This window comes from Sporomusa sp. 246TCP1, assembly GCF_057319775.1.
In genome coordinates this window covers 5060001-5073878 of the sequence record NZ_CM170492.1, presented here as the reverse complement: position 1 = coordinate 5073878, position 13878 = coordinate 5060001, and the positions used below count along the sequence as shown (strand labels likewise).

Sequence of the window (13878 nt, the reverse complement as noted above, 5' to 3'; positions counted from 1 at the left end):
TATATACAGCTTACCTGATAGAAAGTAATAAGTATCGGCTTTTGTTTACGCGGTCATCGATAACAAGTTCTTTCGCTGACAAATACTTTGCATAACATTACACCTGGCCATATCATATCTATGAAACAATTTATTCGCCTCCTGGGGTTTATAATAGACTTTCCAATAACCGCAAAACAGGAACTCTGATCCCCCATTTTCTATAAAGCCATTAACATCTTCCTTGGATATACCAAGAATTAAACCTATTTTATGGGGAAATCCATGCTTAAATCGTTCCCTAAGAATCTGTAAAATTTGTTTCAATGATAGTTCTTCTTCATATCCTATGCCTAATAAAAAATCTTTGTTTTCAGTGTTTAGTACAATTTCTGACAATAAAACAGGATTATAGAATAACACTAATACATACTTTTCGGTTTTTCTCATCTCAAAATATTGCAACTTCAGCTCCTCACAACACTTATCCTTAAATGTTTCCCAAATTTGATAATGATTACGTGAATCTTTGCTGAAAGTCATTAGTGAGGATGGTTTTAATCCTACAAGTACTGGTGCAACTTCTAATTCAACTTTGGCCATAAGATATTCGCTATCACTAAAAGTATTTAATATAGCAATAAATTTGTGCAATAAAACGTTTTTCAAAACTTCACCCCAAACGCTCATATATTTTTAAAACCGCTTAATCGATATCGGGAATCATTCTCAATTAAATATTATTACTTTACTGCCCTTTTGTCAATCTTTTTTTCACAGCCCCAAGGCAAATAATAGGTGTTCTTTTTCTTGCAGCCGCCTAGTTATATTATTAAAATTGCCCGACAAAAAACAGGCTTAAGTGATAACATATTAGTTACTACACTCGCCTGTTATTGTATCCCATCTAGCTCTGACCCCGAGCAGGAAGAATATTCTTCTACTTCGCCAAACGAAGCACAAAAATGATCCCCCTGCTTTAGGTCTTATAAACTTAACTTAGTTTTAATACGTTCAATAGCTTCCTGGGTACTTTCTTGACTACCGAAGGCGGTAAGCCGGAAGTAACCCTCGCCAGCCGGGCCAAAACCAGCTCCCGGGGTGCCGACAATGTTAGCTTCATTCAGGAGCTTATCAAAAAATGACCAGGAATCGTGGCCTTGCGGCGTTTTGAGCCAAATGTAGGGTGCATTAACACCACCAAAAACATCTAGCCCGATACTTTTTAACCCTTCCCGGATGGTTTTTGCATTATCCATATAGTAGTTAATAAGCGCTTTAATCTGCTGCTGCCCTGCTGGCGTATATACAGCCTCCGCTCCCCGTTGGATGATGTATGGCACGCCGTTAAACTTAGTAGTCTGACGGCGATTCCATAGCTTATTCAACGGATATTGACCACCATCTTTAGTGGCTGCCAAAACACTCTTAGGTACTACAGTAAAAGCACAACGCGTGCCGGTAAAACCGGCGTTTTTGGAGAAGGTTCTAAATTCAATAGCCACCTCTTTTGCGCCTTCAATTTCATAAATACTATGGGGAATGCCTGGTTCCTGGATGTAGGCTTCATAAGCGGCATCATAGAGAATAATAGCCCCATTAGCTTTAGCATAGTCCACCCATTTTTTTAGTTCTTCCTTAGGCAGCGTCGTGCCTGTGGGATTATTGGGGAAACAAAGATAAATAATGTCTACCTTCTCCTCCGGTAACGCTGGGGTAAAATTGTTTTCGGCATTACAAGTCAAGTAGGTCACACCGGCGAATTTACCATTGACCAAGTCACCCGTGCGTCCAGCCATAACATTAGTATCCAGGTAAACCGGATATACGGGATCAGTAATAGCTACTCTGTTGTTCACGCCGAAGATTTCCTGAATATTACCGACATCACTTTTGGAACCGTCACTGACAAATAGCTCATCCACATCCAGGCTGACGCCCAGTGATTGATAATCAGTAGCAATGATTTTCTCAATAAGAAACTGATAGCCTTGCTCAGGGCCATAGCCGCGGAAGGTCTTAACATCAGCCATTTCATCAACGGCCGTGTGCAGCCCCCTAATTACAGCCTCAGGCAGCGGTCGGGTAACATCGCCAATTCCGAGTCTGATAACATCGGCACTGGGATTATCTTCCTTGAATTTGGTTATACGTCGTGCTATTTCAGCAAATAAATAGCTTCCTTGCAATTTAAGATAATTTTCGTTAATCAGGGCCATTGCTGAAAACTCCTCTCCTGTTTGAATAAATTAGCAGTTTTAAAATTATTCCCCAAAATAACGGGGTCAATGCAATCATTAATGATTGATATTTGGTATTATATTCTGCTACATGTACATTTTTCCTTCATGTCCTTACAAAAAATAGTTGCTGCCGCTTGTGGCAACAACTATCTCAATTTATCGTACAATCATCAAACCAATCGTCAGCAGCAGCATAAACAACATAGCGGCATAATCAGGGCGGCTGAGGGCTACATCGGCAGTAAACTGCCGTCGTCCCTTGCGGCCAAACCCCCGCAGTTCCAGGCTCATGGCCATAGTTTCCGACCGGGAAATGGCCCGTAAAACCAATGGCTCAACAATGGCTATATAATCCATGAGCCGTTTTACCGGATTACCGCGAAAAACATAACCGCGACAAGCCTGCGCTTCGCGCACGGCCTTGCTCTCTTCAAGGAAATCAGGCACAAAACGTAATGCTGAAGTAAACATAAAAGCATATTCATAAGGTATCCGGCACTGACTAACCAGCGCAGCCGTCAAATCCTGCAACCGGGTGGTAGCTAACATAAAAACAAAGACTAGCGACATCGCAAGCATCTTGAAGCCGGACATCATTGAAAACTCCAGGCTACTGCCAAACACATACTGAATAGCTACCAACAGGCCGGCAAATAGAGCCAATCCACTAACTGCCTGCCAATGCTTACCTAAGGGGCGATAAAGGCCCAGTAGCAGCAATTGACCAACAACCAATGTAATTTGGCCTGTTAGCGTAGGAATGAGTAACGCCCATACTGATACGACAGCTGTAAAAATCAGTTTGGTGAGCGGCGCAAGTTTAGGCATAGTCTTCACCCCTCTCTTTAATTGTTGACATAACCTGATTGACTAACTCAGCCGCATTTTGTGCATTTACGCCAGCCAACTGCTGACCAAGCCCAACAGCAGTTGGCGGCAGTAAACCCCAGGCAGCGATATCGCGACCACCAGAAAACAATTCTAACGGCGTACCATCAAATACTTTATGCCCTCGATCAAGCACCACAACCCTAGTCGCATATTTGGCAATAAGCTCCATGTCATGGGTAACCAGAATTATGGTAATACCTTGTTGATTTAAGCTGCCTAACAGCTCCATCAAGTTATGTCCCTCCCAAGGGTCCTGCCCGCTGGTAGGCTCATCCAGAATGAGCATTTTAGGCTGCATAGCAATGGCTGACGCAATGGCTACTTTTTGCTTTTGTCCCCGGCTGAGCAAACGAGGAAAACTACCGGCCAATTCAGTCAGACCGGTCATCCTAAGCGCCCATGCCACCGATTGGCTCAGTTCCTCAGGAGCAAGGCCAAGCTGCTGCGGACCATAAGCTACTTCCTTGGCAACAGTATCATGAAAAATTTGCCTATCAGGGTTTTGAAAAACATAACCAATACTGCGGGCCATATCAGCAGGTGTCAAGGCTGCCGTGTTTTGCCCCTGAAAGGTAATTTTACCACTGGCCGGCTTTATCAATGACATCGCCAAACGGGTAAGTGTTGTCTTGCCACTGCCGTTGCGCCCAACTACTGCTACAAATTCACCGACTTTGACGGCAAAGTCCACCTCAGCCAGCGTTTGTTCGGCATTTTTATAGGTAAAAACTAATTTTTGTATCTCTAAAAGTGTTTCAGGCACTTTTGGCCACTCCTTCTGCACACGTTCGCATCAGTTTGTTCAGTTCTACGGCTGCTTCGTCTTCACTTTTCCAAGCAGTTAAGGTTAGTCCGGTCTGTTCTTCAAGGGTCAGTTTAATGGCCCACAATGGCGGTACGCCCAACCTAAGCGCAGGTTGCTCCCACATAAATGCTAGCGTCTGTCCCAGGTCACCTGCGAATTGCAGGTGACCTGCCTGCAAAACAACAACCTGGCTGGCATAAGGTAATACGCGCGCCAGTTGATGTTCCACAACAATTATTGTTTTCCCCTGGCAATTAAGCTTATATAATAGTTCATAAATCCCGGCTGCTCCTTCCGGGTCAAGCGCCGAAGCTGGTTCATCAAGAACCAGTATCTCTGGAGCGGTAACAAGCACAGCGGCAATCGCCAACCGCTGCTTCTGACCGCCTGACAACCCGGCCACTTCGCGATCCTCTAACCCAGCCAACCCCACCAGCGCCAGCGCCTGATTAACCCGCTCGGCAATCTCACTCCGGCCGAAGCAGGAAGTCTCCAGACCAAATGCTACTTCTTCTGCTACCGTTAATGCCACCAACTGACTTTCGTAATCAGCCAATACAGTGCCTACTTGCTTAGCCAGCTCGCCCATACTGCTTTGCGCGGCGATAACGCCACCAACCTGCACAGAGCCTCCCTGCCGCCCGCCAAAATAATGGGGCACCACACCGGCAACCGCCAGTGCCAAACTAGTTTTGCCTGCCCCGCTGGGCCCGGTAATAACGGTAAAAGAACCCCGGGGAATATCCAGAGTAATATCATCAAGAACCACATCACTGTTCGGATAAGCGTAAGAAAAATGTTCAAAATTCACAGCCATCATAACGTACTCCTTCTTGGTTATATTGTTTTTTTATAATAATGAACTGCCGGAATTGCCGAGAAGTCGTCAGTTGCTAAGCTTCTCCGAGGACTGGAACGCAAGCGTACCGGGCGTACGCTGGAGTGAAGCCCGCAGGAGCAACAACGCAGATGGCGGCTTATCTGCATTTCTAGAATATACGCCACAAAATATAGCAAAAAACCCCATCCCTCAAATCATACCTACTTAATTGTATGACTTAAGGGACGGGGTATCATTAAACCCGTGGTGCCACCCTAATTGGCCTGATAAACCGGCCCGGCTTACTAGGTACGAGAAAAAAATCTGATACCTGCTTCCTGGTAACGGCGGAAAAATCCCGACAGCGCCTACCCCGGCTATGCCGGCTCAGACTGTATCTCCCAGGCCCATTCGATATGCTGAGCAGCGCCAAACTCCCACTAGTGTTGGCTCTCTGTGGCTCTCTGACATATGTACTCTTTCTGGTCATCGACAATATCATTATATATTTATAGCAAAGTATAGCAAACCCTCATACTGTCTGTCAATTACTTTTTGCTATATAGCTATTCGGTGCGGATGGTAATACCATCCACAGCCTCATTATTATCAGAAAAAACCACCTTGCCATTAACTTTTTTTCCTTTAAGCACAGCTGGTAACCAGTAGCAGTCATCTGCCCACATCTCAGCATAAGGTATCTCAGCAACATCAAACCACACTGGCTTCATTTCTTGCATTTCCTGTGGCTCACCCTGCCACTTATGCAGTACATACAAATGCACATCATGATTAAGATCCGGATTGGCAGGAAAAATAAACAGCAACTCTCCCGCTGGCCTGAGATCAGCCTCCTCAGCAACAATACCGCACTCTTCGGCCAACTCGCGCACCACACAGCCCAGCGGCGTCTCGCCAGCTTCCAGTTTACCGCCAAAACCATTGTATTTACCCCGGCCAAACCCCGTCTTTTTCATTCCAAGCAAGATTTGCTGGGCCGGATTACCTTGAATGGGAAAGCACAATGTTGTTGAACGCATAGTAGTCCCCCTTTTAGTATATAGCCTAACTCTTGATGATAAAGCGTACACCTTTCGTTCAGGACAGTTGAAATACCTTCAGTTTTTTCGTAACCGTAGAAATAGTCAAGGGCAGCAGCGGCCCTTGTTCACCATCCAGGTCGCTTTCTACAGGTTCATCACATTCAATATACAACTCTTTGGCCTGTAATTTCCGGATATGCTTGCTTAATATATGCCGTCCGGAAAACATACTGACAAACAAACCCATAAGCTCTGAAATACTACATTTATTAATAATCAATAAGTCCAGTTTACCATCATCAATTCTGGCCTCCGGAGCCAACGAGGGAAAGCTGCCCACTATGCCACTATTCATCACTAAAAATAGTAAAATATTACCATCAATTACCCGGCCATCTGCCGTTATTTTCACATGCAGTGACTGGAAGTTAGGCAATTGTCCTAAGCCTTTAAAATAATATGCCAGCCGCCCAACAGTATTTTTAAGAGAAGCGTCCACACTATGGGCTACCGAAGTAAGCAGTCCCGCACTGGCAACATTTAGAAAATATTCTTGATTTACTTTGCCCACATCAACCATTCGCCACTGCCCGCCGGTGACAGCACTAAGACACTTGGATAAATTCTTATCACAGCTTATATGGCTGGAAAAATCATTACAAGTTCCGCTGGGAATAATGCCAACAGGCATATCAACATTTTCTATCAACATAGCATTAATTACCTGATGCACTGTGCCATCACCACCAGATACAATTAAGCCGTCAGCGCCGATCTCTTTGATCTGTCTGATAAATGGCCGGATATCTTCCTTATATCTGGTGCGAAAAGGCAACACTATCCCATCAGATACTTGTAAGTATTCCACAACTTCATCCAGTCTAGACTTAAACTTAGCATCACCTGCTACTGGATTGTATATTAATACATATTTTTTCATATATAGCCTCTCCAGTATTATGTAAAATCTACCCACTACATTCGGCACCTACACCGGTGCCAAATCTCCTTTTCCCTTGCTCCCATTCAACACTATTCGTATTTTTTATCAAAATTATAACACAATGCTTGCTATCCTGGACAGCCACTGTGTAGATATTCTTAACGAAAAATTTATCCTACATAGAAAAAGTTATTACGCCTCCTCTATACTAACCCGACTGCCGCGACCAGCCGGTTCTGCCGGCTCAACTAACAAACGGCGCGGCATTCGCTGCTTCAATTCCGCCACATGGCTGATAATACCAATGGTTAAGCTCTCAATGTGCAGTTTTTCCAGTGTTGCCATAGCAACATCCAGCGCCTGTTGATCAAGCGAACCAAATCCTTCATCTAAAAAAAAGAATTCCAACGGATATTTGCCTTTAAGCTGAATCTGGGCAGACAGTGCCAACGCCAACGCCAGGGAAGCCTGGAAAGTTTCTCCGCCTGACAGTGTACTAACCGGACGCTTTACCCCACCGTTAGTATCATCACGAATAAGAAAACCGCCATCAGAACTCATTTCCAGTGCATATCGATTTTGCGTAATCTCTTTTAATCGTTCAGATGCCTGCCAGGCCACAAGTCCCATCTGCTCCTGTGCCAAGAACTCAATAAATACATTACCCCGCAGCAACGTTTTAAGTGCCTGCAAGCCGTCTTTGCGTACCTTAATTGCCAGCCGCTTGTTCTCAAGCTGTGACCACCGCTGATATTTTTCTGTGAGATCGCGGTACTCCTTATCTGCCTCCACCCGGCGCTCAATAGCTGCACTTTTGTTCGTTTCAGCCTGGATTAACTCCTGTTTGCTCTGCTCCCACCCAACCGAAGTTACACTCCGCCCCCTAAGCGTTTCTACCAGTTGTTCGCACTGGGCGCTTAGCCGCTGCTCAGTTTCTGCGTACTCCTTAAGCAATTGGCGATATTCCTCCTGACGTTCTAAGGGCAACAGGGCGCCCTTAACGGCTTCGCTATCGACAAACCCCTCTTCGCTAAGCTTGACCATTAGACGTACTTGCAGCTTCTCTCGCCGCAGGACGGCTTCTTGCCAACTAGTTTCCGCACTAACACGCGCCTGTTCGGCTTCAGCAAACGCCTCAGCCGCTTGCTCATAGGCAGCTTGTGCCTCCTGTTCCTCACGACGAACAGTTTCAAGGGCCTGAGCTGTACGGGCTAGCAGTTGGCTTGCTGGTATTTGCCCTGTAACCACAAAAAGTTCTTGCCGCTTGGTTGCTACCAGATCAGTAAGACTCTCTAATCTGGCAGTCAATGCCGCCAATTCCGCTTCACCTGTTTGAATAGTGCGCTGAATAGAAGTAATTTCCATTTGACAAGCTGCCTGTTCCTGACGGTAGTTTGTCAGTTGCCTGGCTAAGCTTTCAGCCAATTGATCTTGCTTACTAATATGTTGCTGCAGCTCAACTACCTGTGTAAGAGCGGTCTCATTAGACAAAAAAGCAACAATACTTTGAGCCTGTAGTGCGGCAATAAGCTGGTTATCTGCGTCGGCAACTGCCGCCTGCGCCTCAACATATTCTTCTCTTATTTTATCCAGTTCAATCAGAGCACTAGCTGCCTGCTGGGTAAGTGCAACTGCTGCCGTACGAGCCTCATTGAGGCTTTGACGTTCAATAACTGCTTTTTTACTTGCTTCAGACAACGTTAAGGTTAGTCTAGCAATGTGCTCTTTGGTAGCCGCAATCTCCTGATCAAAATTAACCTGATCCCGCATCTCCCCGCCATGTTGTCCAACACCTGCCGGTTGAGGGTGACTTACTGAACCACATACCGGGCAAGGACTGCCTGCGGTTAGCTCACCTGCTAACCGCATAGCAGCAGCCTGCTTTTCACCTGCAAACAATTGGTTAAGCTGAGCCACCGCAGCAGTTAACTGTTCTTCTGTCAGTTTGGCTTCAGCTGTTTCCCGCTCACTAAGCCTTATTTCAGCTTGACGTAATTGTTCTTCCGCCTTGTAGGCAGCGCTCCGCGTAACTTCATACTGTTGTTTGCGCACAGCGCCCGCCTTTTTTATCTTATCAGCTGCTAACCTATTTTGCTTTGCCATCTGCGCCAGCGCCATACAGACTTGCACCTGACTCCGCTGTTTGGTGCTGATTGTGGCTGACAGTAACTGCTGCTCCAGCTTTTGAATGCTATCTGTTAACTTATGGCTATGGAAGCCCTTTTCAGCGGCTGCTTGGCTGGCGGCTTGACAGGCCTGCTGGCACACCTGCTGTTGTTCTGATAATCCAGCTGTCTCTGTAGCTAATTTATTTACTTCAGCTTCAAGGTTAACCGCTGCTTCTAATTTTGTCCGCCGTTCAATCAGTTCCGGTTCTTTTCTTATCCTGGTCTGCTGCGCCGCTATATAGCCAGCACTTAGCCGCTTGCAATCTTCAGATAGCTCATTAACCCGCCCCAGCACTTGCCTTTTATTTTTATCAGCTGCCCGCTCAGCCATTTGACTGGCTAAAAACTCCTCCAGTGCCGGGGCGATCCGCGCTGCCCTTTCAGCGGCGGCCAGCACTGCTGCCTGCTGCTTCACCGCATCTTCACGCTGGCCGTGAACTGCCTTCTCAGTCTCTTTTTTCTTTAATTCGCTTTGCAGGTTGTAGACTTCATTGGCTTCCTTATAGCCTTGTTCTGCCTCCTGGTATTGTTTTAAGACAGCTGTTTCCTCTTGCTTAGTAACTGTCAACACCGCCTGAGCTGTAGCAACAGCTGCCGGAGATGCATCCCCCAGGCCTTTTTGTTCACTTTCTATTTCAATATAGCTTATTTCCACCATTCTATATTGCTCATTGATCTTATTTAGCAGTACATTGCCGTATTGTTCCAGCGAAAATAACCGCTGCAGCATCTCACGCCGTTCCTTGCCACCTAAATTAAGAAATTCGGCAAACTTTCCCTGTGGCAACACCACAGCCCTAGTAAAATCTTCTTCACGCAATCCAAGCAGGGTTGTAACCTGGTCTGTAACTTCACGGTCCTTGTCGGCAAGAACCTCTTCCTGCTCATTCATTATTGACACCAGACGGCTGTAGGTGTTGGACACCGCAACCTGATCTTTACGGGTATATCGGCGTTCGACCCGATAAAGGCGCCGCTCGCCGCCCTGCCCTAAGGCAAAGGTAAAGGCTACTTTAACCTGCTTTTCTGCGTGATTTAATATACCCTGCGTCCGCCGTCCAGCTCTAACTACAGCTCCATATAATGCCAAGGTCATGGCATCAAGTATCGACGATTTACCACTGCCTGTCGGTCCAAAAATCCCAAATACACCAAGCTCACATAGCTGTTCAAAAGGAATCTCCTGCTCCTCGCGGAAGCTGTGGAGACCAGCAATTTTGAGAGTTATCGGTTTCATGCTTGCCCCTCCCCAGCTAACCCCGACTCAGCCGTCTGTTCCTCCTGTATAAGACTCTGGCTTATGTCCAGAAATAGCTCCACAAGGTTATCATCAGGCAAAAGCCCACCATTTTGCTGCTTATAAAACCGGATAAACAATTCATTGAGCGGCAGGCTGTTAAGCCGTACCGGCTTTTTGTCAGATTCTCCCTCGGGGGAATTAAATACCGGCCTGATAGTAACAAAGCCAGAGTGCAAGCCCCTAAGCTCATGAATCTCCTCCAAAGTCAAGGCCTTGTTCATCTCCAATTCAACTTCTATCCAGGCATCTTTATCCCGCCCGGCTGCTACCCATTCTCGCACCTGAGCCAGACCACCGGTTGCCCGCCATCTAGCTAGTGGCTTACCTGAGGTCACATGCACCTCGCGAATAACTGCCATCTTACCTGGTTTAATATCAGCAAGAGTTACTGACTTGGCATATCCAATCTCGGAAAAACTGTAAACTAGTGGCGAACCGGCATAACGGCAAGGAGCTGCTGTAGAGCCTACATATTGCGGTCGATGAAGATGACCAAGTGCAATATACTGGGCATCAGCCGGAAATACCAATGGGTCAACAGCATAAGCCCCCCCGATTTGAATCTGTTGTTCCGAATCAGACTCAAGCCCACCGCGCACATATAAATGACTTACAACCAAATTTACAGTATCTGACCGATACTTAGTATTTAGTTGGCTAAACAAGCCCGCCAACCGGTCATTATATCCTTGACGTAAATCTTTATCCTCCATCGACTGCGATAAAACCTCTTTGAGCCGTCCCTCTGACGGATATGCCAAAGCCGCAATAATAGCCGTATGATCAACTCCCGGCACAGCCAATTCCAACCAGGCCGGTCCACCATTTACCCGATGCACCCTTCCAGCCACCGGAATAGTGGGACCAAGCCCATCTTTAGGGAGACCAGCTAACGTAATACCTAATCGTCCAGCCAGCGGCGACACAGCACACAATCTGTCAGGATTATCATGGTTGCCAGCCACAATGACTACACCACGTTTGCCATTATTGGCTAACTTGTCCACGGCATAGTAAAAAAGCTCCTCCGCAGCGGCACTAGGATTAGAACTTTGAAATACATCACCAGCCACCAACACCAAGTCAACTTGTTCCTCTGTACAAATAGTGCACAGCTCTTCCACAAATGCCACTTGTTCAGGCATTCTGTCTCGCCCCTCAATAGACTTGCCAAAATGCCAGTCGGCTGTATGTAAAATTCGCATGGTATTGCTACTCCTTTTACGTATCATATGTATTACCTTTTATTAAGCTTGTGAGCAAAATAATCACCACTAGACTGCACGATCTGCACCATTGCAATTAGAATGATTACTGTAGTCAACATAACATCAACGCGGAAGCGTTGATAGCCATAGCGGATGGCCAAATCACCTAATCCACCGCCACCTATAGCACCTGCCATGGCAGAGTAGCCGATGAGACTAATTACTGTCAGCGTTATTCCAAGCACAATAGAAGGCATAGATTCTGGAATAAGTACTTTTAAAATAATCTGGCTAGGTGATGCTCCCATCGACTGTGCAGCCTCAATTAAACCGGCATCCACTTCCTTAATTGCCGACTCAACAACCCGGGCGAGAAACGGAATAGCAGCAATAGTAAGCGGCACAATGGCGGCATTTGTGCCGATAGATGTACCCACAATAATGCGGGTAAAAGGAATTATAGCTACCATCAGAATAATAAAGGGGGTTGACCTAGCAGCATTCACAATGGCGCCCAACGTTTGATTAAATAAAAGATTTTCCTTGATATGACCTTTACCGGTTGTCACTAGGATAACTCCTAAGGGAATCCCAAAAAGTGCTGAAACCAGCGATGAAACAGCTACCATATAAAAAGTTTCTCCTAGTCCCTCAACCAGCAACATGAGCATGTCTTGCGACATAACCAATCACCTCTGTTCTTAAATCTAGATCCTGCAAGTAAATTAGTGCATTTTGGATATCTTCATCCTTACCAGATAGCTCAATCAAGAGCGTGCCATAAGGAGTGTTCTGCAGATGATCAATATTTCCCGAAATAATATTTACATCTACAGCAAACCGACGAATAAGTCCAGCTATAACTGGCTCATTGGTTGCGTGCCCGAAGAAAGATAACCTCACAACGAGATTTCCACCAGCCACTGGGATATCTGACAATAAGGCTACTAATGTATCTGGAACTTTGTTATTTACTACTGCTTTAATGAAATCCTGTGCAGTTGCTGATTGCGGATTAGTAAATACATCAAATACTTTACCAGTCTCAACCAACTGTCCACCTTCAATAACAGCAACTCTGTCACAAATTGCCTTAATAACATGCATCTCGTGTGTTATTAAAACAATAGTCAGACCCAACTTTATATTTATATCTTTCAAAAGCGCCAAAATGGATTCCGTAGTCTGCGGATCAAGCGCCGAAGTTGCCTCATCACATAAGAGAACTTTAGGTTGACTGGCTAATGCCCTGGCAATACCCACTCGCTGTTTCTGTCCACCACTAAGTTGAGCCGGATAAACATCTTTCTTGTCTGTCAGGCCAACCAATTCTAATAAGGGTAATGCTTTCTCCTCTCTTTCAGCACGGCTGATACCAGCTATCTCCAGCGGGAAAGCAACATTTTCAAGTACAGTACGAGATGAAAGCAAATTAAAGTGCTGAAAAATCATACCCATGCTTTTACGTGCCTCTCGTAACTCAGCTTCAGATAAACTAGTCATATCTTGACCATCAACCAATACCCGGCCAGCAGTAGGGCGTTCCAGCAGATTGATACAGCGAATTAGCGTGCTTTTCCCTGCACCGCTCTTACCAATTATGCCAAAAATTTCACCCTGTTCGATTTCAAGAAATACATTGTCAAGTGCCTTTACAGTACCTGTTCCTCCATGATATATTTTTTGTAATCCAGTTAATATAATCATTTTTATATAAGTTCCTCCTTTAATTTCAGACAATAAAAAAACCTCTTCACAGAAGAAGAGGCATAATTAACTAACTATGCTATTCTTCATCTGCCAGTCCCTTGCGGGCTTCTGCAGGAATTGGCACCGTTCCGCCAATGCAAATGCATATGCGATGGTTGCCGCGGCTTCATAGGGCCAGTCCCTCAGCCAACTCTTGATGAAAAATACGGTATTCAATTCATGGACTATATTAGCATAGTAGCACAGGGCCTAAATGCTGTCAAGCAAAAAATGTAAGTTATTATGCTTACAGCTCTCCCTCGCTTGGTTATCACTTATCCCATAGTCATACTTCTATTTTGACTATGGCGACCTCACTCCACCTGGCATCCACTCTGAGCAGCAGTCCAATCTTTTCGGAAAAACAAAAAACACCTACAACAGTTAGTAGGTGTTTTTTCAACCAGCAACTTCCTAATCTCCCAGGCCGTTTCCAACCAAGTACCTTTGGCGTTTGTGGGCTTAACTACTGTGTTCGGTATGGGAACAGGTGGAGCCCCACAGCTATCGTCACTGGATATGTTACGACTGTTGATAACGCACCATCTGCGTCGTTGTCGCTCCGGGCGTTCCCTCCGACGTACTTTCCAGTACGACTCCGGGTACGTCCTCACTCCGCCTAGCATATGTCACGTTCTGAACAGTCTAAGGCAATACATTATTTTTATTCCCTGAAAACTTCACAGAAGAAAGACTGCGCATTAGGATTAATCTATTAGTTCGTTATCT

11 protein-coding genes, 1 rRNA gene and 1 riboswitch are annotated in these 13878 nt (G+C 45.6%); all 12 genes read right to left on the bottom strand.

The genetic code is table 11. The features are described 5' to 3' along the window. Positions 1-45: 45 nt before the first annotated feature. A complete protein-coding gene (locus tag AC1ECB_RS24070) occupies positions 46-669 on the bottom strand; it encodes a DUF3793 family protein (protein WP_485666158.1) in 624 nt (207 codons plus the stop codon). Positions 670-965: 296 nt separating this feature from the next. Further along, positions 966-2198, bottom strand: coding sequence for an LL-diaminopimelate aminotransferase (locus AC1ECB_RS24065; protein ID WP_485666157.1), 1233 nt, complete (start codon positions 2196-2198; stop codon positions 966-968). A 180-nt stretch (positions 2199-2378) separates the two neighbouring features. Next, the gene (locus AC1ECB_RS24060) at positions 2379-3050 is read right to left on the bottom strand and encodes an energy-coupling factor transporter transmembrane component T family protein (RefSeq protein ID WP_485666156.1); all 672 of its coding nucleotides are present in this window, start codon (positions 3048-3050) and stop codon (positions 2379-2381) included. Beyond that, complete coding sequence (locus AC1ECB_RS24055) at positions 3043-3876, bottom strand: energy-coupling factor ABC transporter ATP-binding protein (protein ID WP_485666155.1); 834 nt, start codon at positions 3874-3876, stop codon at positions 3043-3045. The genes AC1ECB_RS24060 and AC1ECB_RS24055 overlap by 8 nt, the downstream gene beginning before the upstream one ends. Beyond that, positions 3869-4738 (bottom strand): energy-coupling factor ABC transporter ATP-binding protein, encoded by an 870-nt coding sequence (locus AC1ECB_RS24050; protein WP_485666154.1) that lies wholly within the window; start codon positions 4736-4738, stop codon positions 3869-3871. Before AC1ECB_RS24050 ends, AC1ECB_RS24055 begins: the two co-directional genes overlap by 8 nt. Positions 4739-5304: 566 nt before the next feature. Continuing rightward, positions 5305-5778, bottom strand: a complete 474-nt coding sequence (locus AC1ECB_RS24045; protein WP_485666153.1) for an 8-oxo-dGTP diphosphatase — start codon at positions 5776-5778, stop codon at positions 5305-5307. Positions 5779-5836: 58 nt separating this feature from the next. Continuing rightward, on the bottom strand, positions 5837-6721 hold the full coding sequence (locus AC1ECB_RS24040; RefSeq protein ID WP_485666152.1) for a diacylglycerol/lipid kinase family protein: 885 nt from the start codon (positions 6719-6721) through the stop codon (positions 5837-5839). A 195-nt stretch (positions 6722-6916) separates the two neighbouring features. Beyond that, entirely contained in the window at positions 6917-10129 is a 3213-nt protein-coding gene (locus AC1ECB_RS24035; RefSeq protein WP_485666151.1) for an AAA family ATPase, read from the bottom strand. After that, positions 10126-11397 (bottom strand): exonuclease SbcCD subunit D, encoded by a 1272-nt coding sequence (locus AC1ECB_RS24030; protein ID WP_485666150.1) that lies wholly within the window; start codon positions 11395-11397, stop codon positions 10126-10128. The genes AC1ECB_RS24035 and AC1ECB_RS24030 overlap by 4 nt, the downstream gene beginning before the upstream one ends. A 32-nt stretch (positions 11398-11429) precedes the next feature. Further along, a complete protein-coding gene (locus tag AC1ECB_RS24025) occupies positions 11430-12083 on the bottom strand; it encodes a methionine ABC transporter permease (protein ID WP_485666149.1) in 654 nt (217 codons plus the stop codon). Further along, positions 12052-13107 carry a methionine ABC transporter ATP-binding protein gene (locus AC1ECB_RS24020; RefSeq protein ID WP_485666148.1) on the bottom strand — a complete coding sequence of 352 codons (1056 nt, stop codon included), beginning with the start codon at positions 13105-13107 and terminating at the stop codon, positions 12052-12054. The genes AC1ECB_RS24025 and AC1ECB_RS24020 overlap by 32 nt, the downstream gene beginning before the upstream one ends. Positions 13108-13190: 83 nt before the next feature. Continuing rightward, positions 13191-13313: riboswitch (SAM riboswitch) on the bottom strand. A 237-nt stretch (positions 13314-13550) separates the two neighbouring features. Further along, positions 13551-13667, bottom strand: a 5S ribosomal RNA gene (gene rrf / locus AC1ECB_RS24015). Positions 13668-13878: the final 211 nt, after the last annotated feature.